The organism is Thalassobaculum sp. (assembly GCF_040219615.1).
GTDB lineage: Bacteria > Pseudomonadota > Alphaproteobacteria > Thalassobaculales > Thalassobaculaceae > Thalassobaculum_A.
In genome coordinates, this window is the sequence record NZ_JAVJSE010000042.1 from 17,850 (window position 1) to 41,308 (window position 23,459).

The 23,459-nt window shown below is 69.6% G+C and carries 22 protein-coding genes; 17 read left to right on the forward strand and 5 right to left on the reverse strand.

The features are described from left to right. Positions 1-18: 18 nt before the first annotated feature. From RIC31_RS26005 to RIC31_RS26035, 7 genes are all read left to right on the forward strand, one after another. On the forward strand, positions 19-1,107 hold the full coding sequence (locus RIC31_RS26005; RefSeq protein ID WP_350115287.1) for an ABC transporter ATP-binding protein: 1,089 nt from the start codon (positions 19-21) through the stop codon (positions 1,105-1,107). Between the two features lie 76 nt (positions 1,108-1,183). Further along, positions 1,184-2,377 carry an ABC transporter substrate-binding protein gene (locus tag RIC31_RS26010; protein WP_350115290.1) on the forward strand — a complete coding sequence of 398 codons (1,194 nt, stop codon included), beginning with the start codon at positions 1,184-1,186 and terminating at the stop codon, positions 2,375-2,377. Between the two features lie 39 nt (positions 2,378-2,416). Next, positions 2,417-3,253 (forward strand): ABC transporter permease, encoded by an 837-nt coding sequence (locus tag RIC31_RS26015; RefSeq protein WP_350115294.1) that lies wholly within the window; start codon positions 2,417-2,419, stop codon positions 3,251-3,253. Between the two features lie 186 nt (positions 3,254-3,439). After that, positions 3,440-4,264, forward strand: coding sequence for an ABC transporter permease (locus tag RIC31_RS26020; RefSeq protein WP_350115297.1), 825 nt, complete (start codon positions 3,440-3,442; stop codon positions 4,262-4,264). Positions 4,265-4,316: 52 nt separating this feature from the next. Next, positions 4,317-5,915 (forward strand): zinc-binding metallopeptidase family protein, encoded by a 1,599-nt coding sequence (locus RIC31_RS26025; protein ID WP_350115300.1) that lies wholly within the window; start codon positions 4,317-4,319, stop codon positions 5,913-5,915. A 39-nt stretch (positions 5,916-5,954) separates the two neighbouring features. After that, positions 5,955-6,968, forward strand: coding sequence for a dimethylarginine dimethylaminohydrolase family protein (locus RIC31_RS26030; protein WP_350115303.1), 1,014 nt, complete (start codon positions 5,955-5,957; stop codon positions 6,966-6,968). Positions 6,969-7,147: 179 nt separating this feature from the next. Then, positions 7,148-8,116, forward strand: coding sequence for an arginase family protein (locus RIC31_RS26035; RefSeq protein ID WP_350115306.1), 969 nt, complete (start codon positions 7,148-7,150; stop codon positions 8,114-8,116). 136 nt (positions 8,117-8,252) lie between these two features. Here RIC31_RS26035 and RIC31_RS26040 read toward each other — a convergent pair whose 3' ends face one another. After that, positions 8,253-9,698, reverse strand: a complete 1,446-nt coding sequence (locus RIC31_RS26040; RefSeq protein WP_350115309.1) for an aldehyde dehydrogenase family protein — start codon at positions 9,696-9,698, stop codon at positions 8,253-8,255. A gap of 320 nt (positions 9,699-10,018) precedes the next feature. On the opposite strand from RIC31_RS26040, the gene RIC31_RS26045 reads away from it, so the two are divergent. From RIC31_RS26045 to RIC31_RS26075, 7 genes are all read left to right on the forward strand, one after another. Next, positions 10,019-11,830 carry an FAD-dependent oxidoreductase gene (locus RIC31_RS26045; RefSeq protein WP_350115312.1) on the forward strand — a complete coding sequence of 604 codons (1,812 nt, stop codon included), beginning with the start codon at positions 10,019-10,021 and terminating at the stop codon, positions 11,828-11,830. Beyond that, positions 11,815-13,656, forward strand: a complete 1,842-nt coding sequence (locus tag RIC31_RS26050; RefSeq protein ID WP_350115315.1) for a 2-oxoacid:acceptor oxidoreductase subunit alpha — start codon at positions 11,815-11,817, stop codon at positions 13,654-13,656. The genes RIC31_RS26045 and RIC31_RS26050 overlap by 16 nt, the downstream gene beginning before the upstream one ends. Next, the gene (locus tag RIC31_RS26055) at positions 13,656-14,711 is read left to right on the forward strand and encodes a 2-oxoacid:ferredoxin oxidoreductase subunit beta (RefSeq protein WP_350115318.1); all 1,056 of its coding nucleotides are present in this window, start codon (positions 13,656-13,658) and stop codon (positions 14,709-14,711) included. The genes RIC31_RS26050 and RIC31_RS26055 overlap by 1 nt, the downstream gene beginning before the upstream one ends. A gap of 124 nt (positions 14,712-14,835) precedes the next feature. Continuing rightward, entirely contained in the window at positions 14,836-15,369 is a 534-nt protein-coding gene (locus RIC31_RS26060; RefSeq protein ID WP_350115321.1) for a sigma-70 family RNA polymerase sigma factor, read from the forward strand. Beyond that, the gene (locus tag RIC31_RS26065) at positions 15,353-16,162 is read left to right on the forward strand and encodes an anti-sigma factor family protein (RefSeq protein ID WP_350115324.1); all 810 of its coding nucleotides are present in this window, start codon (positions 15,353-15,355) and stop codon (positions 16,160-16,162) included. The genes RIC31_RS26060 and RIC31_RS26065 overlap by 17 nt, the downstream gene beginning before the upstream one ends. A gap of 9 nt (positions 16,163-16,171) precedes the next feature. Further along, positions 16,172-17,302 (forward strand): 2OG-Fe(II) oxygenase, encoded by a 1,131-nt coding sequence (locus RIC31_RS26070; protein ID WP_350115327.1) that lies wholly within the window; start codon positions 16,172-16,174, stop codon positions 17,300-17,302. A 70-nt stretch (positions 17,303-17,372) separates the two neighbouring features. After that, positions 17,373-17,792, forward strand: coding sequence for a hypothetical protein (locus RIC31_RS26075; protein WP_350115329.1), 420 nt, complete (start codon positions 17,373-17,375; stop codon positions 17,790-17,792). A gap of 254 nt (positions 17,793-18,046) precedes the next feature. On the opposite strand, the gene RIC31_RS26080 is transcribed toward RIC31_RS26075, so the two are convergent. Beyond that, the gene (locus tag RIC31_RS26080; protein ID WP_350115332.1) at positions 18,047-18,676 is read right to left on the reverse strand and encodes a carbonic anhydrase; all 630 of its coding nucleotides are present in this window, start codon (positions 18,674-18,676) and stop codon (positions 18,047-18,049) included. A gap of 102 nt (positions 18,677-18,778) precedes the next feature. Between RIC31_RS26080 and RIC31_RS26085 the strand changes: the two genes are divergently transcribed. After that, positions 18,779-19,069 carry a hypothetical protein gene (locus RIC31_RS26085; protein ID WP_350115335.1) on the forward strand — a complete coding sequence of 97 codons (291 nt, stop codon included), beginning with the start codon at positions 18,779-18,781 and terminating at the stop codon, positions 19,067-19,069. Positions 19,070-19,076: 7 nt separating this feature from the next. Here RIC31_RS26085 and speB read toward each other — a convergent pair whose 3' ends face one another. Then, positions 19,077-20,132: an agmatinase gene (gene speB, locus RIC31_RS26090; protein ID WP_350115338.1), complete on the reverse strand. Its 1,056-nt coding sequence runs from the start codon at positions 20,130-20,132 to the stop codon at positions 19,077-19,079. Positions 20,133-20,224: 92 nt separating this feature from the next. Beyond that, positions 20,225-20,698 (reverse strand): MarR family winged helix-turn-helix transcriptional regulator, encoded by a 474-nt coding sequence (locus RIC31_RS26095; protein ID WP_350115341.1) that lies wholly within the window; start codon positions 20,696-20,698, stop codon positions 20,225-20,227. Positions 20,699-20,794: 96 nt separating this feature from the next. On the opposite strand from RIC31_RS26095, the gene RIC31_RS26100 reads away from it, so the two are divergent. Both RIC31_RS26100 and RIC31_RS26105 read left to right on the forward strand, forming a co-directional pair. After that, positions 20,795-22,036 (forward strand): MFS transporter, encoded by a 1,242-nt coding sequence (locus RIC31_RS26100; protein ID WP_350115344.1) that lies wholly within the window; start codon positions 20,795-20,797, stop codon positions 22,034-22,036. A 50-nt stretch (positions 22,037-22,086) separates the two neighbouring features. Continuing rightward, a complete protein-coding gene (locus RIC31_RS26105; protein WP_350115347.1) occupies positions 22,087-23,007 on the forward strand; it encodes an LpxL/LpxP family acyltransferase in 921 nt (306 codons plus the stop codon). Here RIC31_RS26105 and RIC31_RS26110 read toward each other — a convergent pair. Beyond that, a complete protein-coding gene (locus RIC31_RS26110; protein WP_350115350.1) occupies positions 22,973-23,449 on the reverse strand; it encodes an anthrone oxygenase family protein in 477 nt (158 codons plus the stop codon). The genes RIC31_RS26105 and RIC31_RS26110 overlap by 35 nt on opposite strands. Between the last annotated feature and the right edge of the window lie 10 nt (positions 23,450-23,459).

Below are 23,459 nucleotides of genomic sequence, written 5' to 3' on the forward strand. Positions count from 1 at the left end.
ACAGCACGGCAACGGGGCATGACGGGTCGGTCTCACGCACTCGCCCTGCGCGGGCTTTCCAAATACTACGGCTCGCTTGCAGCGGTCGACGGCGTCAGCCTCGACATCGCGAGCGGGTCGTTCCTGACCCTGCTGGGCCCCTCCGGGTCCGGCAAGACCACGATCCTGATGGCGATCGCGGGCTTCGTCGAACCGAGCGCCGGCCAGATCCTGCTGGACGACGCCGACATCACCGCCCTGCCGCCGGACAAGCGCAACTTCGGCATGGTGTTCCAGGGCTACGCCCTGTTCCCGCACATGACGGTGGCCGACAATATCTGGTTCCCGCTGAAGGTGCGCGGCATCTCGCGCGGCCGGGCCGGTGACAAGATCCGGGCCGCCCTCGACCTGGTGCAGCTCGGCCACCTCGCCGAGCGCTACCCCTCGCAGCTGTCCGGCGGCCAGCAGCAGCGCGTGGCGCTGGCCCGGGCGCTGGTGTTCGAGCCGGCCCTGCTGCTGCTCGACGAGCCGCTGTCGGCGCTCGACAAGAAGCTGCGCGCCGATCTGCAGTGGGAGCTGAAGTCGCTGCACCACCGGCTCGGCACGACCTTCATCTACGTCACCCACGACCAGGAGGAGGCGCTCTCGATGTCGGACGAGATCGTCATCCTGCGCGACGGCAAGATCGAGCAGCAGGGCGGCCCCGGGCTGCTGTACGAGAAGCCGGCGACCCGGTTCGTGGCCGACTTCCTGGGCAAGTCCAACTTCCTGACCGGGAAGGTCGGCGCGGCTGAGACCGACCGCTTCGGCTATGCGGTGGGCGCGCAGACCCTTGTGCAGGCCGGCGCGCCGGCGCACCGCCGGGTCGACGGCAGCGTGCTGGTGGCGCTGCGGCCCGAGAAGATCGTGGTGGCCGAGGCGCGGCCGGACACGGTCAACGCCGTCCCCGGGACCATCACGGCATTCAACTACTACGGCTCGACCTATCACTTCCAGGTCGCCACCGAGCACCTCGGCGAGATGGTCGCCACCGCGCCGGCCTGGACCTGCGCGATCGAACCGTCGATCGGCAATCCCGTATGGCTCGGCTGGCAGCCGGACGCCTCGGTTGTCGTGCGCGACCGCTGACCGACACCAAGGCCGGACTTCCGGCCCTGCCCCCCAGCCGCGGATGGGGCGCGGCACGACAGAGGAGGAGGATGCGATGAGTCTGCTGAAATCCCTTTACGAGAAGGACCTCTATCCCGAGATCGACGACGCCGGGCAGAGCGACTTCGCCCGCGACTGCGTCGAGATCGCCGCCACCCGGCTGGCCCGCGGCGAGATCGACCGGCGCACCTTCATGAAGGCCCTGACCGCGCTCGGCGCGCTGCCGGCCGCCGTCACCCTGGCCGGCCGCCCGGCCGGCGCCGCCGCCGGCGAGGTCGTGGTGGTCAACTGGGGCGGCCCGGCGGTCGAGGCCTACACCAAGGCGTTCGGCGTACCGTTCGAGAAGGCCACCGGCGTCAAGGTGGTGATCGACGGCACCGGCCCGCTCGGCTCCAAGATCAAGGCCATGGTCGACGCCAAGGCGGTGACCTGGGACGTCTGCGACACCGGCACCGGCACCACGCTGGTGCTGCAGAAGCAGGGCGTGATCCAGAAGATCGACTACGGCATCGTCGACAAGTCGAAGATGCAGGAGATGTTCGCCTACGAGTACGGCTGCGCGAACTACATGTTCAGCTTCATCCTGGCCTACAACAAGACCAAGGTGCCGTCGGCCCCGACCGGCTGGAAGGACTTCTGGGACCTCGCCAGGTTCCCGGGCAACCGGACCCTGCGCAAGCAGCCGAACGGCATGCTGGAGGCCTGCATGATGGCGGCCGGGCGGTCGCCGAAGGAGGTCTACCCGATCGACATCGACCTGGCGGTCGGCAAGCTCAAGGAGATCAAGGCGAACGTGATCGCCTGGGGCTCGGGCTCGCAGAGCCAGGAGCTGTTCCGCACCGGCGAGGTGGTGATGGGCAACATCTGGCATACCCGTGCCAACCTGCTGAACCAGGAGACCGGCGGCGACGTCACCTGGACCTGGCAGGACGGCATCGTGACGGCCGGCATGTGGAACGTGCCGAACGACAACCCGGCGGGCACCGAGACCGCGATGAAGTTCATCGCCTCGTCCCAGGACCCCGAGCAGCAGCTGGTGCTGTTCAACGCCATGGGCAACGGCCCGGCCAACCCGGCCGCCGCCGCCAAGGTGCCGGCCGACAAGAAGTACATCGACCCCGGCCAGCCGGAGAACCTGGCGCTGCAGGTCCTGCAGAACGGCCCGTGGTACGAGGAGGACAGCGGCACCCGCAACCTCACCAACGACGAGCTGTCGCGCGAGAAGTGGCTCGACGCCCTGTCGTCGTAAGCCGCGCCCGGAAGTCCACGAGCATCGGCAGGCCGTCCCATGCACGCATCGCTGCGCCGGATCTACTGGTGGCTGATCGCGCCGGCGGTCGTGCTGATGCTCGTGTTCTACATCTACCCGCTGCTCCAGGTGCTGTGGATCAGCGTCACCGATCCGGTTCCCGGCTTCGGCAACTACATGGAACTGATCGAGCGGCCGCTGATCCACCGGATCTGGATCACCACGCTCAGGATCTGCGTGATCACCACCTCGATCACGGTGGTCGCCGGCTATGCCGTCGCCTTCGCCATGGCCCGGGTCGGCGAGCGCCAGCGCACCTGGATGATGTTCTGCGTGCTGCTGACCTTCTGGCTGAGCGTGCTGATCCGGGCCTTCGCCTGGGTCATGCTGCTGCGCAGCCAGGGCATCGTGAATTCCGGCCTCATGGAGCTCGGCCTGATCGACGAGCCGCTGCGGCTGGTCCGCAACGAGTTCGGCGTGATCGTCGGCATGGTGCACTTCATGCTGCCGCTGGCGGTGCTGCCGATCTACTCGAACATGACCGGGATCGACACCCGGCTGCTCAGCGCGGCGCGCGGCCTCGGCGCCTCGCCGGCCGGCGCGTTCCTGAACGTCTACCTGCCGCTCAGCAAGCCCGGCATCATCGCCGCCACCATCCTGGTGTTCGTGTTCTCGCTCGGCTTCTTCATCACCCCGGCGCTGCTCGGCGGCGGCAAGGTCGTGATGATCTCGGAATACATCCAGGTCAGCTTCGAGGAGACCCTGCGCTGGGGCCAAGCCACCATGCTGGCCTCGACCCTGCTGTTCTCGGTGCTGCTGTCGCTGGCTCTGGTGGCGCGCTTCGTCGACCTGAAGAAGGTGTTCGGCGCGCGATGAGGAGGCGAGCGACATGACGAGATCGGCGGCGTGTGGGTTCCGGCTCGGCCGCGCCGGGACGGCGCGTCCGTCCGGAATGACGAGGCCGGGGCGCCGGCCTCTTGTCGACGTCATTCCGGACCGGATCGCCCGCGGCGAGACGGAGCCGGAACCCACCCGCCGCCTCGCCGTATCCAGGAGCGCCCCATGAAGGACCCGCGCGTCGTCTTCGGGCGCTGCCTGATGCTCGGCCTGGCCTGGACGGTGCTGGCCTTCCTGGTGTTGCCGATGATCATCGTGGTGCCGGTGTCGTTCACCGACCAGTACTACCTGTCCCTGCCCAAGGAAGGGCTGTCGCTGCGCCACTACGCGGCGTTCTTCGAGAAAGAGATCTGGCTGGCCGCCACCCGCGACAGCCTGATCGTGGCGGTATTCTCCACGGTGTTCGCGCTGTTCCTCGGCACGCTGTGCGCCATCGGCTGCTGGCGGCTGGCCAGCAACGCCGCCGAGGGCGTGCGGACCTTCATGCTGACCCCGATCATCGTCCCGACCATCGTGCAGGCCCTGGCGATGTACCGGTTCTGGATCGACCTCGGGATCATGGACACCTATTTCGGCCTGATCCTGGCGCACACCCTGATCGCCGTGCCCTATGTGGTGATCACGGTGTCGGCGTCGCTGGCCAACTTCGACGTCCGGCTCGAGCAGGCGGCCCGCAACCTCGGCGCCTCGACCTCGCAGACCATCCGCTGGGTGATCATGCCCAGCATCATGCCGGGGATGCTGTCCGGCGCGCTGTTCGCCTTCACCATCTCGTTCGACGAGATCGTGGTCGCGCTCTTCATCACCAGCCGCAACGTCTACACCCTGCCCAAGCGCATCTGGGACGGCATCCAGGACCATCTCGACCCCACCATCGCCTCGGTCGCGACCATGCTGATCGCAGCCACCCTCGCCCTGCTGTTGACCGAGCTGTGGGCCCGCCAGCGGCGGCGCGCCCGGCTGACGGCCCGGGTCGAGGGCGAGGGCTGACAGACCCCGACCGCGGCAGCCGCCGACGGTCGCCACATCGACGGAGACCCCCATGGCCGCCGAGCTCACGCCGGAGAAGCGGACTGCCCTCGACTGGATCGAGGCCAACGCCGCGCGCCTGTCCGAAGACCACATGACGATCTGGCACCTGCACGAGCCGTCCTGGCGCGAATACAAGTCGGCGGCCTGGTACGTCGAGCGGCTGCGCGCCGAAGGCTTCGACGTGGAACCCGGCTCGGCCGGCATGCCGACCGCGTTCTGCGCCACCTGGGAGCAGGGCAGCGGCGGGCCGACCGTCGGCTGCTACGCCGAGTACGACGCGGTGCCCGGCACCAGCCAGGAGGCCGTTCCCTACCGCAAGCCGCGCGAAGGCGTGCACCCGAACGCCGCCGGCCACACCGACCCGCACTCCGCCCTCGGCCTCGGCGGGCTGACCGGCGCGCTCGCCATGCAGGCGGCGATGCGCGAGCACGGCACCGCCGGGCGCATCAAGTTCTTCGGCGAGCCGGCTGAGAAGATGTGCGGCTCCAAGCCGATCCACGCCAGCCACGGCTACTACGACGACCTGGACGCCGCCATCAGCTTCCACCCGACCTCGCTGCCGGCGCTGTCGAACACGGTGATCTGGGAGACCCACTGCGGCTGCTACTGGTCGAAGGTCTACACCTTCACCTCGCCCGACCCCGAGACCTGGGGCAGCGCCGGCGAGCGCAAGGGCGCCCAGAACAGCCACTCCATCGCCCGCGCGCCGGCCGCCATGGACGCGGTCTGCCTGATGTACACCACGACGAAGTACACCAAGGAGAACATGCTGCCGCACCGCGGCAGCTGGACCCTGAACGAGGCGATCCTGAATTCCGGCTTCGCGACCGCGGACAACCTGCCGCCGCGGTTCGGGCAGATCCAGTTCGCCTGGCGCTGCCCGTCGGTCGAGATGGCCGAGGCGATCGAGCGGGTGCTGGACAACAACGCCGCGCATGTCGCCGGTCTGACCCATTGCCAGGTGCAGGGCGACTGGGTGACCAAGACCCGCCCCGGCCTGGCCAACAACGCGCTGGCCGAGATCACCTACGGCAATTTCGAGATCGTCGGCCCGCCGAAGTTCCCGGAGGAGGCCAAGGAATTCGGCCGCGCGATGATCCGCAGCCTCGGCTACGAGCCGCCGGCCGAGCCGTTCCCGGAGATCCTCGAGCAGCTGGTCGACCCGCGCGAGGGCGAGGCGGCGCTGCGCGCCCAGCTGCCGTCCTGGCAGAAGAACTACACCTCGGACGACTACACCGACTACACGTGGCATGCGCCGACGGTCCGGCTCTACGTCGGCCGCGCCGCCATCAAGAACCCGGCGCCGGGCGTGCGGGTGCCGCACTGGTGCCACTGCGCGCTCGGCGGCGTGCCGGCCGCCATGGACCCGATGTTCCTGACCGCCGGCAAGGTGATCGCGCTGACCGGCCTGGAACTGCTGACCGACACGGCGGCGCTGGCCCGCTGCCGGGCCGAGTTCGAGGAGCGCACCGGCGGCGGCATCGGCGGCTCGAAATGGCTGCCGCCGCTGCTCGGCAAGGACTACCCTGCCCCGGTGCACTACCCGTGGCCGGAATACGTCGAGACCGCGCGCGGCACCGAATGGGTGCTGCCGACCCTGCCCGCCTGATAGGAACCGACCACAAGAACCGATCCTGGGAGACCCCCGATGGGCGCCGTCAGCGAGTTCGAGTACCGCTACAACATGACCATCAAGACCTTCCCGTCGCATGCCGAGCCGGGCTTCGAGTCGCCCGAGCAGCAGGCGACGGTGTGGGGTCGGCAGTGGGGCTGCGACAACGACGTCGGCCGACTGCGCATGGTGCTGATGCACCGGCCGGGCGACGAGATGAAGATCCTCGACCCCGCCAAGCGGCTCGAGCATCTCGGCTCGTTCGGCGACGCCGAGGGCGAGACCTGGTACTGGCGCGGCGACAGCATCACGCCGCTGGAGGTCCAGCAGGCCCAGCACGACGGGCTGGCCGACGCCCTGCGCAAGGAGGACGTCGAGGTCGTCTACCTGACACGCTGCGCGCCCGGCCGGCACAAGTCGATCTACACCCGCGACAGCTGCATCGGCGTGAAGGGCGGAGCCATCGTCACCCGGCTCGGCCCGATCGTGCGGCGCGGCGAGGAGGCGCCGGTCACCGAGACCCTGGCCAAGGTCGGCATGCCGATCCTGCGCACGATCCACGGCACCGGCCTGATGGAGGGCGGGAGCTTCGTCTGGCTGAATCCGCGCACCGCGGTGATCGGCCGGTCGTCGCGGGTCAACGAGGAAGGCACCCGGCAGGTCGAGGAGGTGCTGAACGCCCAGGGCGTCGAGCTGCTGCGGGTCGACCTCACCGGCTACCGGCTGCACATCGATGGCGCCCTGGTGATGATCGACGTCGACACCGCGATCATCAACCCGACCCAGCTGCCGTTCTGGTTCCTCGGCAAGCTGCAGGAACTCGGCATCCGCACCATCGAGGTGCATCCGGACGACCCCTCCGGCGTGGTCAACTGCATCGCCGTCCGGCCCGGCCGGGTGCTGATGCAGGCCGGCGCCTCGCCGCGCACCGCCGAGGCGCTCGACACGCTGGGCATCGAGATCGTCCCGGTCGAGTACGAGGGCGTGTTCCAGGGCGGCGGCGGCATCCACTGCTCGACCTCGCCGCTGATCCGCGACCCGATCGAGTAGGTCGCGATGGCCCCGCCACGCCCGTCGCTCCGTGGGTTCCGGCTCGACCGCGCCGGCGCGCGTCCGTCCGGAATGACGAACGGGGAATTGGTTCTTTGTTCCTCGTCATTCCGGACCGGACCGCCGCAGGCGGGACTGAGCCGGAACCCACCTGCCGCTCCGTCGCCGGAGCCACTCCCATGACCCTCGCCGCCACCGGCCTGTTCCGCCCCGTCGGCAGCTATCTCGGGGTGCCGCAGACCCTCGATCCCGCGTCGGCGGGCGCGAAGGCCGCGATCGTCGGGCTGCCGTTCGATTCCGGCCGGCATCCCAAGCGGGTCGGCGCCCGGCTGGGGCCGGCGGCGATCCGCATGATGTCGACCGACATGGTCCGGCACTACCGGCCGGGCGTGGCCGCCGACTTCGACCCGGTGCGGGCCTTGCGGCTGGTCGACGTCGGCGACGTCGGCGTCACCTCGGGCGACATCGAGGACTCGGTCGAGCGCATGGGCGCGGCGATCGCGGCGGTGATCGCGGCCGGCGCCATGCCGATCGGCCTGGGCGGCGACGGGGTGATCAGCGTGCCGATGATGCAGGCGCTCGGCCACGCCCATCCCGGCCTCGCCGTGCTGCATTTCGACTCCCACACCGACGCCTATCCCGAGGGCGGCAACGCCATCGACCTGAACCCGGCGACGACCTTCTCCTTCGCCGCCGAGAAGGGCTATGTCGACCCCAGCGTGTCGCTGCATTTCGGCCTGCGCGGCACCGCCTACGTGCCCGGCGTGTTCGACTACACCCGCGGCCTCGGCTACCACGTGATTCCGATCGACGAGTTCGAGGACCAGGGCCCGGCGGCGATCCTGGAACGGTTCCGCGCGGTGATCGGCGACCGGCCGGTGTTCGTGTGCTTCGACATGGACGTGTTCGACCCGTCGGTCGCGCCCGGCGTGTTCACCCCGGCCTGGGGCGGCCTGACTGCGCGCGAGGGCCTGCGGCTGATCCGCGGCCTGCAGGGCCTGAACATCGTCGGCTTCGACGTCAACACCACCACGCCGACCTACGACGTGCAGGGCATGACCGCCTGGCTGGCCGCCACCGTGGTGCTGGAGTTCTGCTACCTGGCGGCGGCCGCGCTCGGGCTGCAGGGGGCCGGGCCGGAGTACTGACCGGCGCCGGTCGCTTCGTGGGTCCCGGAGCCGTCCGCTTGCGCGGACTCTCCGGGATGACGACCACAAGACACCGTCATTCCGGAGGGGGCGCGACCGCGCCCGGCTCCGGAACCCACAAGCTGCTTCCGATTCCTCAGTCGCTCTGCGGCCAGCCGGCGACCGCCTTGACCTCCAGGAAGTCCTCGAGGCCCCACTTGCCACCCTCGCGGCCGTTGCCGGACTGCTTGTAGCCGCCGAACGGGCTGCCCGAGGCGCGGCCCGCGCCGTTCAGCTGCACCATGCCGCTGCGCAGTTGCCGGGCCACCCGCCTGGCGCGCTCGGGATCGCCGGTCTGGACATAGGAGGTCAGGCCATAGGGCGTGTCGTTGGCGATCCGGATCGCCTCCGCCTCGCCCTCGAACGGGATGATCGACAGCACCGGGCCGAAGATCTCCTCGCGGGCGATGGTCATGTCATTGGTGACGTCGGCGAACACGGTCGGCCGCACGAAGTAGCCGCGGTTGAAACCCTCCGGCCGGCCCGGGCCGCCGGCGGCCAGCCGGGCGCCCTCGGCGATGCCCTTCTCGATCAGCCCCTGGACCTTGTTGAACTGGGCCTCGGAGACCAGCGGGCCGATATGCGGGCCCTCCTCCGCCGGGTTGCCGACCTTGGTGTTCTCGGCGGTCTCGACGGCGATCCTGACGACCTGGTCGTAGACCGAACGCTCGGCCAGCATGCGCGTCGGGGCGTTGCAGGACTGCCCGGTGTTGTTGAAGCAGTGGGCCGCCCCGGCCGCCACCAGCTTCTGCAGGTCGGCATCGGCGAACACGATGTTCGGCGACTTGCCACCGAGTTCCAGGGTCACCCGCTTGACGGTGTCGGCAGCCGCCTTGGTGACCGCGGTGCCGGCCCGGGTCGAGCCGGTGAACGACATCATGTCGATGCCCGGGTGGCGGGACATCGCCTCGCCGACGCTGGGCCCGTCGCCGTTCACCAGGTTGAACACGCCCTTCGGGAAGCCGGCCTCGTGCACGATCTCGGCGAACAGCATGGCCGACAGCGGCGAGACCTCGGACGGCTTCAGTACCACGGTGCAGCCGGCCGCCAGCGCCGGCACGACCTTCAGGGTCACCTGGTTCATCGGCCAGTTCCACGGCGTGATCAGGCCGCACACGCCGATCGGCTCGTAGATGATGTGCTCGCCGCGGGCGTCGTCGCGCAGCGGGTGCTCGAAGGTGAACTCCTGCAGGACCCGGATGAACGCCTTGATGTGGCCGTAGCCGGCGGCCGCCTGGGCCCTGGTCGCCAGGGTGATCGGGGCGCCCATCTCCTGGCTGATGGTCTTGGCCATCTCCGGCGACCGCGCCTTGTAGACCTCCGCGAGCTTCTCGAGCAGCGCCAGCCGCTCCTCGCGACTCGTAGCACTCCACCCCGGGAAGGCGGCGCGGGCGGCGGCCACCGCCCGGTCCACGTCACCGCCCGCGCCCAGCGAGATGGTCGCGAAGGCGGTCTCGTCGGCCGGGTTGATGACCTCCAGGTCGTTCTCGGCGAGCGGCGCCACCCAGGCGCCGTCGATGTAGAAGTCCGTCTTGCGGATCATCGCTCTGCTTCCTGTCGAAGGGTCTGAAGCGGCCCGCTTCCGGGCCTTGCGGCCAGACTATAGGCCGGTTGGCGCGGCGTGGGCAGACCATTGCCGCAGCGGTGGCAGGCCATTGCCGTGCCCCGTTCTGGGTCCAAGACCACGGCCGGCGGGTGCGACGAGCCGCCACGTTCCCTGGCGTAGGGAAACAATGTCAGAGTCGCTGACGCGATAGACAGCCGCCAACGTCTTGACGTGGCGTGCCGGCCGGGTTCCTACTCCTCACGCGAAGGCTCGTGTCCAAACGGGTCGAGGCGCACCGCAGGTGGGGAGGATTGGCCTTGCGGGCCACGGATATCGCAGACCCGAGTTATTTCCATAAGGTCGTCGACTGCCAGTGGGCCTGCCCGGCCCACACCCCGGTGCCGGAGTACATCCGGTTGATCGCCCATGGGCGATACACCGACGCCTACATGATCAACTGGAAATCCAACGTGTTCCCCGGAATCCTCGGGCGGACCTGCGACCGGCCGTGCGAGCCGGCCTGCCGTCGCGGCCGGGTCGAGGACGAGGACGTGGTGGGCGGCCGCAAGGAGCCGGTGGCGATCTGTCGCCTGAAGCGGGTGGCCGCCGACAACAAGGAGCCCCTGAACGGCCGCCTGCCCTCGGCGCCGGCCAGCAATGGCCGGCGCATCGTCTGCGTGGGCGGCGGGCCGGCCTCGCTGACGGTCGCGCGCGACCTCGCGGTGCTCGGCTACGAGGTCACCGTCGTCGACCAGGACCCGAAGCTCGGCGGCATGATCCGCACCCAGATCCCACGCTTCCGGTTGCCGGAATCGGTGATCGACGACGAGGTCGGCTACATCACCGGGATCGGCAACGTCGCCTTCCAGCAGCGTCGGATCGACAGCCTGAAGGACCTGGTCGACGAGGGCTGGGACGCGGTGTTCGTCGGATCCGGCGCGCCGCGCGGCCGCGACCTGGACATCCCGGGCCGGCAGGAAGCGGCGGCCAGCATCAGCATCGGCATCGACTGGCTGTCGTCGGTGTCGTTCGGCCATATCGACAAGATCGGCAAGCGCGTCATCGTGCTCGGCGGCGGCAACACGGCGATGGACTGCTGCCGGACCGCGCGCCGGCTCGGCGGCGAGGACGTCAAGGTGATCGTCCGTTCCGGCTTCGAGGAGATGAAGGCCTCGCCCTGGGAGAAGGACGACGCGATCTCCGAGGACATCCCGATCCTCAACTACCTGGTGCCGAAGAGCTTCGTGCATGAAGGCGGCCGCCTGGTCGGCATGACCTTCGAGAAGGTGCAGGCCGAGTACGACGCCAACGGCCGGCGCAGGCTGGTGCCGACCGGCGAGCCTGACCCGTTCTTCGAATGCGACGACGTGCTGGTCGCGGTCGGCCAGGAGAACGCCTTCCCGTGGATCGAGCGCGACATCGGCATCGAGTTCGACGAGCGCTGGGACATGCCGAAGGTCGACGAGGCCACCATGCGGTCGACCCACCCGAAGGTGTTCTTCGGCGGCGACGCGGCGTTCGGGCCGAAGAACATCATCTGGGCGGTGGCGCACGGCCACGACGCCGCGCTGTCGATCCATATCGCGCTCGAGGGCGGCGACCCCGCGGTCCGGCCGGCCCCGGGCGTCGACGTCGTCAGCCAGAAGATGGGCATCCACGAATGGAGCTACGACAACGACGTCGCTCTCGACACCCGGTTCAAGGTGCCGCACCGCCCCAAGGAGGAGTCGCTGCGCGACATCCGGGCCGAGGTCGAACTCGGCTTCGACGTCGAGCTCGCCTGGAAGGAGGCGCAGCGCTGCCTGAACTGCGACATCCAGACGGTGTTCACGCCGCAGCTCTGCATCGAGTGCGACGCCTGCGTCGACATCTGCCCGATGGACTGCATCACCTTCACCGACAACGGTGAGGAGGCCGACGTCCGGACCCGGCTGAGCGCCCCGGCGACCAACCTGACCCAGGATCTCTATGTCGGCGACGGCCTGAAGACCGGCCGCATCATGGCCAAGGACGAGGACGTATGCCTGCATTGCGGGCTATGCGCCGAGCGCTGCCCGACGGGAGCCTGGGACATGCGGAAGTACCTCATCGAAATGACCCACGCGGAACACGCATGCGGCAAGCACTGAAAGCGACCAACGACTTCGTCGTCAAGTTCGCCAACGTCAACGGCTCCGGTTCGGCATCCGCCAACGAGCTGTTCGCGCGATCGATCCTGCGCATGGGCGTGCCGGTCAGCCCCCGCAACATCTTCCCCTCGAACATCCAGGGCCTTCCGACCTGGTACGAGGTGCGGGTGTCGGAGGACGGCTATCTCGGCCGGCGCGGCGGAATCGACATGATCGTCGCCATGAACCCCGAGACCTGGGCGCAGGACGTCGCCGAGCTGACGCCGGGCGGCTACCTGTTCTACGACTCGACCCGGCCGATGCCGCCCAGCATGTTCCGCGACGACGTCACCGTCATCGGCGTGCCGCTGACCGCGATCACCAACGCCACCTACAGCGATCCGCGCCAGCGCCAGCTGTTCAAGAACATCATCTACGTCGGCGCCCTTTCGGTGCTGCTCGACATCGACCCGAAGGTCATCGAGTCGCTGTTCGGCGAGCAGTTCAAGGGCAAGGAAGCGCTGATCGACTCCAACGTGAAGGCGCTGCATCTCGGGCGCGACTGGGCGCTGCAGAACCTGGAGCCGGGGCTCTGCGGCCTCAAGGTCGAGGCCCGCGACAAGGTCGGCGACCGGATCTTCGTCGAGGGTAACGCCGCGGCGGCGCTCGGCTGCGTCTACGGCGGCGCCACCGTGTGCGCCTGGTATCCGATCACCCCGTCGTCGTCGCTGGCCGAGGCGTTCGCCGCCTACTGCAAGCGGTACCGCCACGACCCCGACACCAAGGAGGCGAAATACGCGGTCATCCAGGCCGAGGACGAGCTCGCCTCGATCGGCATGGTGATCGGCGCCGGCTGGAACGGCGCGCGCGCCTTCACCTCGACCTCCGGCCCCGGCATCAGCCTGATGACCGAGTTCATCGGCCTGGCCTATTTCGCCGAGATCCCGGCGACCATCATCAACGTGCAGCGCGGCGGCCCGTCGACCGGCATGCCGACCCGCACCCAGCAGGCCGACCTGGTCTCCTGCGCCTACGCCTCGAACGGCGACACCAAGCACGTGCTGCTGTTCCCCGAGGACCCGCGCGAGTGCTTCGACTTCTCGGCCGCCGCCCTCGATCTCGCCGACCGGCTGCAGACCCCGATCTTCGTCATGACCGACCTGGACATCGGCATGAACCACCGGCTGTGCGAGCCATTCGAGTGGGACGACTCCCGCCGCATGGACCGCGGCAAGGTGATGACCGCCGAGGAACTGGAGGCCGGCCGGGAATTCGGCCGCTACCTGGACGTCGACGGCGACGGCATCCCCTACCGCACCCTGCCCGGCACCCACCGGAGCAAGGGCGCGTTCTTCACCCGCGGCACCACCAAGAACGCCTATGCGCGGTACTCCGAGGAAGGCCACGACTACCTCGAGAACATGGAACGGCTGCTCCGCAAGTTCGACACAGCCAAGGCCCTGGTGCCGCAGCCGGTGCTGCGCGCGGCCGCCAGATCGACCCGCTACGGGGTGCTGTATTTCGGCTCGACCAGCCCTTCGATGAGCGAGGCGCTCGACCGGCTGCAGGCCGACGGCCTGCATGTGAACGCCATGCGCCTGCGCGCCTTTCCGTTCCCCGACCAGGTCCGCGACTTCATCCTCGCCCACGACAAGGTCTTCGTGGTCGAGCAGAACCGCGACGGCCAGCTCCGCAACATGCTGACCACCGAACTCGGCATCGACCCGGCGCGACTGGTGCCGGTGCTGCACTACGACGGCACCCCGATCACCGCGCACTTCATCCTGGGCGAGATCCGGCGCCGGCTCGCGCAATACAACGTCGTTCCGCTCGAAAGGGCCGTGTGATGACCTACATCACCAAGCCGAAGCTGCACCACCCGAGCCTGCCGAAGAACAGCGTCGGCTTCACCCGCCGCGACTACGAGGGCCGGGTGTCGACGCTGTGCGCCGGCTGCGGCCACGACTCGATCAGCGCCACCATCGTGCAGGCCTGCTACGAGCTGGCGATCGAGCCGCACCGGGTGGCCAAGTTGTCCGGCATCGGCTGCTCGTCGAAGGCGCCGACCTACTTCCTCGGCGCCAGCCACGGTTTCAACACCGTGCACGGCCGGATGCCGAGCGTGCTGACCGGCGCCCACCTGGCCAACCGCGAGCTGATCTATCTCGGAGTGTCCGGCGACGGCGACAGCGCCTCGATCGGCCTCGGCCAGTTCGCCCACGTCATGCGGCGCGGCGTGAACATGGTCTACATCGTCATGAACAACGGCGTGTACGGCCTGACCAAGGGCCAGTTCTCGGCGACCGCCGACAAGGGCTCGGTCGCCAAGAAGGGCGCGGTCAACAACGACAGCGGCATCGACCTGGCCTCGCTCGCGATCCTGATGGGCGCCACCTTCGTGGCCCGCTCGTTCTCCGGCGACAAGCACCAGCTGGTGCCGCTGATCAAGGCGGCGATCAGCCATCCGGGCGCCGCCATCCTCGACGTCGTCTCGCCCTGCGTGGCGTTCAACAACCACAAGGGCTCGACCAAGAGCTACGACTACGTGCGCGAGCACAACGAGGCGGTGAACCGGCTCGACTTCATCACCGGCCAGGAGCCGATCACCGCCGAGTACGAGCCGGGCACGACGGTCGAGATCATGCAGCCGAACGGCACCCTGCTGCGGCTGGCCAAGATCGACGCCGACTACGACCCGTCGGACAAGGCGGCGGCCCTCGGCTACATCCAGGAGAAGGAGCGGGCCGGCGAGGTCGCGACCGGGCTGCTCTACCTCGATGCCCAGCCGCGCGACCTGCACGGCAGCCTGCGGACGGTGCAGACGCCGCTTAACGGCCTGGACGAGCAGGAACTCTGCCCGGGCAGCGACGTCCTCGACCGGATCAACGCCGCGCTACGGTAGCCCTCGGGACCTTCAGAACCGCCGGCGCCACAGAAAAATTCCCATCGGCCTCGCCGATCGCGGATAATCGCGTACAGCCCAAGCGTATATGTCCGGAGATCTCCTCGCTGAAGGGCGCGCGGGAATGACCGATCTGGACGTGGTTGCGCATATTCAGCGGCTGCGGCGCTATGCCCGCTTCCTGTGCCGGGATGCCGCCGACGCCGACGACCTGGTCCAGGAGACCCTGGTCAAGGCGATCCGCCGGGCCGGGCAGTTTCGCCCGGATGCGGATTTGCGCGCCTGGTTGTTCGGGATCCTGCACAACACCTTCGTGTCCGGCACCCGCACGTCCGAGCGGCAGCGGCGGGCTATCGACCGCAATGAATCCGATGGTGAGTACCGGTCACAGAACCTCGCCCAGGAGACCCGGATCGAGCTGCGGCGCGCCCTGGCCGCCGTCGACCGACTCCCGGAGGACCAGCGCCGCGTGGTCCTGCTGGTCTCGGTCGACGGCATGAGCACCGACGAAGCCGCCGTCGTGCTCGGGTTGCCGGTCGGCACGGTACGGTCGCGACTGGCGCGCGGGCGCGAGGCCCTGCGCCGGGCGCTCCGCAGCGAGGGACCGGCCCGGTCCACGCTCCGCGTGGTTGGAGGACATGATGTCCAGGACGATTGATGCCGCGGAACTGAGTGCGTATGTCGACGGCGATCTCTCGCTGGCCAGGATGGCCGAGGTCGAGCGGGCGGTGGCCGGCGATCCGGCGCTGCGCCGGCATCTCGACGAACTGCTGGCCGACCACGCGATCCTCCGCGACCTTGCTCGTGCCGAATCGAGGGATCTGGGCGGAATTCCGCCGAGGCTCACCCGGCTCGCCGAGCGCCTGGACGGCAGCTTGCGGACGCTGGCCGCGCGGCGGGAACGGCCGCGGTCGGCGGGCGCCTGGGCGACGCTCTGGCGTCAGGTCGCCGGCCTGGCCGCGGCGGCGGCGGTCGGCTGGACCGCCGCATCCTGGGCGGCACCGGGCCCGGACGCGCTTTCCGACTTCATCGACGAGGTCACCGAGGTGCATCGGGTGACCGCCCTGGCGCCGGGCTTCTCCCTGGAAGCATCGGGTCCGGTGATCGACAGCCTTGGCAAGTTGTTCGCCCACAAGCTCACGCCGCCCGACCTGAGCGATGCCGGCTTCGCCCTGTCCCGCGTCGACGTGGCCGCGACCGACAGCGGCCCGGCGGCGGTCTTCTTCTTCACCGACCCCGAGGCACGGCGGGTGTCGCTGGTGCTGTCGCTGGACTCCCCCATCCTCGACGCCCTCCGCCACGACACCGCCGTGCCTCGGGTGACCACGCATGACGGCCTTGCCGTGGCCTATGGCGAACGGGACGGCGTCGCCTTTGCGCTGGTGGGCTCGATCCCCGAGCCGAATGCCCGCCAACTCGCCATGCGCGCCGCCCGCGCGCTGTCCAACTGAGTGCAGGCCATGCGCTTTCTGTCCCCGGGTGACTTCCTGCCGGATTTCCAGGCCGACAGCACCGTCAACCCCGAATTCAGGTTCAATACGCTGGGGGGGCGCCGCTTCGTGCTGGCCTTCATCGGTTCGGCCAAGACCGATCTCGGCCGCAACCTGGCGCAGACCCTCATCGCCCAGGCGGACTGGCTCGTTCAGCAGCAGGTCCTGGTCTATGTCGTGACCGCCGACAAGCCGAGCACGAAAGACGAGGTGCTGGCGCAGCTGACCCGGACGTTCGTCGTGTTCTGGGACCACGGCAGGTCGATCTACCGGCAGTTCGGAATGGAAATGCCGTCACCGGACAACATTCCGGGGCAGTCGATCCTGCGGGTCGGCCTGATGCTGGCCCGCTGCAATCTCCGCCTGCACGCGCACATCCCAGCCACGCCGCTCGATACGGTCGGCACGCGGATTCGCGAGGCGGTGGCGACCCTGCCGGTGCCCGAGCCGGAGCGCATCATCCGGGGCCAGGCGCCGGTCCTGCTCGTACCGGATGTCCTGAGCCCCGGGCTCTGCCGTCGCTATATCGAGCACTACGAGCGGACCGGCGGCTACGAGAGCGGCTTCATGCGGGACATCGACGGCCAGACCAGATCGGTTCTCGACCCGAAGAGGAAGCGCCGAAAGGATGTGAACATCGCCGACCCGGACTTGCAGAAGCGGCTTCGCGATGCCCTCGTAGAACGGGTCCTGCCCGAAATACGGAAGGCCTATGTCTACAACGCGACCCGGATCGAGCGGTATGTGATCGGCTGCTACGACGAGACCGACCAGGGATTCTTCGGCGAGCACCGCGACAACGTCTCGAAGGCGACCGGCCACCGGGCGTTCGCCGTCAGCATCAACCTGAACAGCAACGAGTACGAAGGCGGCGAGCTGCGGTTCCGCGAATACGGCTTGGATCTCTACAAGCCGGATACCGGCGCCGCCGCGGTGTTCTCCTGTTCGCTGCTACACGAGGCGACGCCGGTGACCCGCGGGCGCCGTTACGTCATCCTGCCGTTCCTGTACGACGACCATGCCGCCGTCGTGCGCGACGAGGGCGAGAAGTACCTGAGCAGCGAGCCCGCGCTGCGCCTGAACTCCCTGCCAGCCGCCTGAGGCGACGGCGGTTCGGCGATGTGCTAGCCTACGATCCGGAACGATACGCCAGAACAGGCGGACTACGCCGATGAACGGCCCGGGTTTCGAGATTTCGGTCGACCGCCGGAACGACATGGTCACCGTCGCCTATGTCGGCCTGCTGAGCCTCGACGTGGCGAAGCGGGCGCTCGACGCCGCCGTCGGCCATCCGGATGTCGGGCCCTCCACCCTGGTGCTGCTCGACACCACGCAGGCGATCGTCCACGAGATCGACGTCGACTGGCTGCGGCACTATCAGGCGTACCGGGAATCGCGCGGATACCCGTCCCAGCTGACGGCCCTGGTGGTGTCCGGCGACGAAGGCCACCAGATGCTCGGGCATCTCTGGGCCGCCATGCGCGCGACCACCGGGGCGCAGACCCCCGGCGTGTTCACCGACACTGTCGCGGCCGCCGAGTGGCTGATCGAGCAGCGCACGGCCGGCAGCGGGCGGACGCTCCGCGCCTGACGTCCCGCCGCTACGCCTACGGTGTTCACACATCGCGAAAAGGCGTGCGGTTTCATGCGGTTCGTGACGCCCGTCACTTCGTGGTTCCCGGAGCCGGCTGCTCACGCAGCCTCTCCGGGATGACGAAAGGGGGGTGGGATCTCGCGGTGAAAGCGGCCGAATTCCGCCAAACTTCCGTCATTCCGGAGGGGACGCCTGAGCGTCCGGCTCCGGAACCCACCCGCCGCCGAGAGATGTGTGAACACGGTAGGCCGCTACGCGGGCGCCGGGCCGCCCGGCCGGCGCACGTCGTCGGCGCCGGAAACCGTGCAGCCGAGATCCCGGATCACGCCGTCGTCGAGGCCGTATACCCAGCCGTGAATCGCCAGGCTGCGGCCACTGCGCCAGGCGTCCTGCACGACCGGAGTCTGCGCCACCCGTCCGACCGTCTGCTCCACGTTCAGCTCGCACAGCCGTGCGAGCCGCGCCTGGGCGTCCGGCAGGGCCGCGAGATCCGGCTCGAACCGCTCGTACACGTCCTGGATCGGCCGCAGCCAGTGGTCGATCAGCCCGTGGCGCTGGCCGTCGACCGCCGCCGCCACGCCGCCGCAGCCGTAGTGCCCGCACACGATGATGTAGGAGACCTTCAGCACCTCGACCGCGAACTGCAGCACCGACAGGCCGTTCAGGTCGCCCGGGTGCAGCAGGTTCGCGACGTTGCGGTGCACGAACACCTCGCCCGGCTCGAGCCCGGTGATCACGTTCGCCGGCACCCGGCTGTCGGAACAGCCGATCCACAGGTATTGCGGCGCCTGCAGCCCGGACAGCCGCTTGAAATAGTCCGGGTCGTTGCGCACGCGCTCCGCGGCCCAGGCCTTGTTGTGCTCGAGCAGCGCCTCGATCATCTGTCAGTGTCCCCGTACATCGGTTTCAAGTTGCCGAATTCCTGATCTAGGCTGCGGTCCAACGGCATCCAGCCCATGCACTCAATTCCGGAGACGCCGACCATGACCCCCGACGCCTTCCGCCGCTCGCTCGCCGACCCGGTTCCGCCGGCCGGCGCCTCGCCCGCCCTCGCCGCCCTCTGGCACCAGGGCCGCGGCGACTGGCAGGCCGCCCACGAGGCCGCCCAGTCCGACGACGGCCGCGACGCCGCCTGGGTGCACGCCCACCTGCACCGGGTCGAGGGCGACGAGGCCAATGCCGGCTACTGGTACCGCCGCGCCGGCCGGCCGCACAGCCGCGACCCGCTCGACGCCGAGTGGAGCGCGATCGCCGCCGCCCTGCTGGCCGGCTAGCGCCCCGTCACCAGCCCGCCGCCTTGCGCGCCGGCTCGGCCAGCCGCGCCAGGCAGAAGATCGTGAACAGGATCTGCGCCGCCGCATGCGCAGTGTTCGAGGTGGCGTCGTATTGCGGCGCCACTTCCACCACGTCGCCGCCGACCATCGGCAGGCCCGCCAGGCCGCGCAGGATCTCCATCGCCTCCAGCGAGGTCATGCCGCCGATCTCCGGCGTGCCGGTGCCGGGCGCATAGGCCGGGTCCAGGCTGTCGACGTCGAAGGACACGTAGAACGGCTGGTCGCCGACCACCGCCCGCGCCTTTTCGGCGACCGCGGCCGGCCCAAGCTTCAGGACGTCCTCGGCGTGCAGCACCGTCATGCCCGACTCGTAGGAGAACTCCCAGAGATACTCGGCGGCACCGCGGATGCCGATCTGGATGGTGCGTTCCGGGTCCAGCACGCCCTCCAGCACCGCCTGGCGGAACGGGCCGCCGTGATGGAACTTCGCGCCCTCGTAGGGGCCGCTGGTGTCGCAATGGGCGTCGATATGGACCAGGCCGAGCGGCCGGCCGCGGCCGAGGGCCTTCAGGATCGGCAGCGAGATCGAGTGGTCGCCGCCGATCGCCAGCGGCACCACGCCGGCGCCACGAACCTTGTCGAAATACGCCTCGATGTCGGCATGGCAGCCGGCCAGGTCGTAGCGGCTCTGCATCGCCACGTCGCCGACGTCGGCGACCGCGCAGCCGGCCAGCGGCGCGATCTTCAGCATGTGCTCGTAGGGGCCGATCCGCTCGATCGCGCGCACCGCGCGCGGGCCGAGGCGGGAGCCGGCGCGGTTGGTGACGCCGAGGTCCATGGGCACCCCGATCAGCGCATAGTCCAGGCCGTCGAGATCCGGGTCGTCGCCCTTCATGGGCCGGTAGGGCGCGTCCAGGAAGGTCGACACGCCGGCAAACGGCCACAGCCGGCGGCCGCCGCGGAAGATCTGCTTGCCGACCTCGGCGAAGTCGGGATCGAAGATCGTACCCTCGGGGGCGGAGCCGTATTTCTCCCGCAGGGCGCGCAGCTTGTCCTGGTCCATGGTCGGTCTCCGGTCGCCGAAGGCAGTGAACTGGGGCGTCGCGAATTCGCGGTCCCGACATAGCAGACGGCCGGGCGGCCGTCTTCACCCGGTTAGTCCGCCGCCATCGCCGCCGACGCCTCGGCCAGCAGCCGGCGCAACGCCCGCCCGCCGTCCGCCCCGAGCCGCTCTCGGACCGCGATCTCGGCCTGCCGCCAGACCGGGCGGGCCGCCTCCAGCACCCGCCGGCCGTCCTCGCTCAAGGTCACCGCCCGCGAACGGGCATCGGCCCCGGGCCCGAGCCGCACCCAGCCCGCCGCCTCCAGGGGCCGCAGGTTCCGGGTCAGGGTCGTCCGGTCCATCATCAGGGTCTCGGCCAGGTCCGTAATCGAGGGGTCTTCGGCCTGGGCCAGGGCGTTCAGAACCGAGTATTGCGTCAGCCTGAGGCCCGTGGGCTTCATCGCGTCGTCGTAGAACTGCGTCAGGCGGCGTGTGGCCCGGCGCAGGGCGGCGCCGGTGCAGCGCATCTCGGCGGCCATCGATGCCGGCTCGGCACGGGTGCCGGTACGATCGTCGGGATCACACATCGTTGACTCATTCGTGCAGGTACACCAGTGTAAGCACACGCATTATAACGAAGCCCTCCGCGTCTTCCAACGGCCCAGCGTCAGTCGAGGTTTCCGATGACCAGCACCGCATCCACCCAGCCCGGCCCGGCCTCCTATGGCTGGCGCACGCCCCTGGTGGTGATCCTTGCCGGTTGCCTGATCGCCATGGTCGGCTTCGGCGTCCGTTCGGTGTTCGGCCTGTTCCTGGAGCCCATGACGGTCGCCCATGGCTGGGACCGCAGCACCTTCGGCCTCGCGATGGCGATCCAGAACCTGCTGTGGGGCATCGGCGTGCCGATCGCCGGCATGATCGCCGACCGCTACGGCCCGTCCCGGGTGCTCGCGGTCGGCGCCGTGGTCTACGCGATCGGTGTGTGGGGATTCGCGCACGCCGGCAACGCCCTCGAACTGCACCTGTTCGGCGGCGTGCTGACCGGGCTCGGCGTCGCCTTCACCTCGTTCTCGCTGGCGATGGCGGCGATGGCCAAGGTGGTCGGGCCGGAGCGCCGGTCGCTGGCGCTGGGTCTCGGCACCGCCTCCGGTTCGTTCGGGCAGGTGGTGTTCTCGCCGCTCGGCCAGGCCTTCATCCACCAGTTCGGCTGGGAGCCGGCGCTCGGCTACCTGGCGCTGTCGGCCCTGCTGGTCATTCCGCTCGCCTTCATCCTGCCGAACGCCCAGGCGCCCAAGAGCGAGATGATGCAGGACCAGAGCCTGCTGCAGGCCCTGCGCGAGGCCAGCGGCCACCGCGGCTTCGTGCTGCTGACCGTCGGGTTCTTCGTCTGCGGCTTCCACGTCGCCTTCATCACCGTGCATTTCCCGGCCTACGTCTCCGACCTCGGCCTGGACCCGGCGGTCGGCGCCACCGCGCTCGCGCTGGTCGGATTCTTCAACATCGCCGGCTCGTTCGGAGCAGGGCTGGTCGGGCAGCGCTGGAGCAAGAAGACCGGCCTAGCCTGGATCTACTTCCTGCGCTCGATCGTCATCATCGGCCTGCTGCTGGCCCCGAAGACCGACTGGACGATCTACCTGTTCGCCGGATCCATGGGGCTGCTGTGGCTATCGACCGTGCCGCTGACCACCGGCATCGTCGCCCAGGTGTTCGGGGTGCGTTATATGGCGACCCTGTTCGGCGTGGTGTTCCTGAGCCACCAGCTCGGCAGCTTCCTCGGCGTGTGGCTCGGCGGCTACCTGTACGACACGGTCGGCTCTTATGACGGCGTGTGGTGGGCCGGCGTGGCGCTCGGCCTGATCGCGGCGGCAATCCACGTGGCGATCGACGAGAAGCCGCTGGCCCGCCTGACCCCGGCGACCGCCTGAGCCTGCCAAGGGGCTGGACAGCGGGGCGTGCGAGGAACCATACCGACGGCATGAGCCGTCTCCTCCTCCGCCTGGCCCAGCCGCTGGAAGCCGCCGTCGTGTTGGCGGTCTATGGCCTGCTCGGCCTGCTGCCGCCGGCCGCCAGCTCGGCCGCCGGCGGCTGGCTGCTGCGCCGTATCGGGCCGCTGCTGCGGGCCCATCGGGTCGCCCGCCGCAACCTGGAGCTCAGCTACCCGGGCCGACCGTCGGCGGAGCTCGACGCCCTGCTCGGGGGCATGTGGGAGAATCTCGGTCGCAACATCGGCGAGTTCCCGCATCTGCGCCGCCTGCTGACCGACCCGGCCGCGGTCGAGATGGCCGGCACCGAGACCCTGGAAGCCCTGCGGGCCGGCGGCAAGCCGGTGATCTTCGTCGGCGCCCATCTGGCGAACTGGGAGATCGCGCCGGCGGTGGCGGTGCGCTGCGGCTTCGCGGTCGACTACATCTACCGCGCGCCCAACAACCCGTGGGTCGACCGGCTGCTGGCCCGCCGCCGGATCGATCCGGACGGCGCCATGATCCGCAAGGGCGCGGAAGGCGGCCGGCAGGCGATGGCGGCACTCCGGTCCGGCCGCTCGCTCGGCATCCTGGTCGACCAGAAGATGAACGAGGGCATCGAGGCGCGCTTCTTCGGGCGCCCGGCGATGACCACGCCGGCCTTCGCCCAGCTCGCCCTGCGGCTGGGCCTGCCGGTGGTGCCGATCCGGTTCGAGCGGCTGGGCGGGCCGCGCTTCCGGGTCACCGTCGACCCGCCTGTCGAGATCACGGCGACCGGCGACCGCGCCGCCGACGTCGCCGCCCTGGTGCAGGCGGTCAACGACCACATCGAGACCTGGGTGCGCGAGCGCCCCGAGCAGTGGTTCTGGGTGCACCGGCGCTGGCGCGACCGCCCCGCGGTCAGCGAGCCGGACGCAGCGCCAGCAGGGCCGTGAGCGCGAAGGCCGCCAGCGCGGCGGCGAACCGCACATGGTTCCAGAACGTCCAGCGCTCGCTGTAGTCGGCCCACACCGCCGGCAGGTCGGCGGTCGCCGGGTCGATCCCGGCCAGGGCCTCGTTCATCGGCACGTTGACCACGGCGGTGATCCCGACCGAGGCCAGGCAGAACGCCAGGGCCAGCACCGCCGCCAGGCCGGCGCCGGCGCCGTCGCGCCGCCACAGGAAGGCGGCGGCGACCGTGGCCGCCACCGGCGCGCCGAAGAACGACACCGCGAACAGCGGGTTGCGGACCACCCGGTTGACGCCCTGCATGGCCTCGACCGCGGCTGCCGGCGCCGTGTCGTCCAGCCCCCACATCACGCTGTTGCTGTAGGCGTAGAAGAAGCCGGCGAGCAGGCCGAGGAGCAGCAGGCTGACGAAGTGCAGCAACCGGGTCATGGCGCCTCCC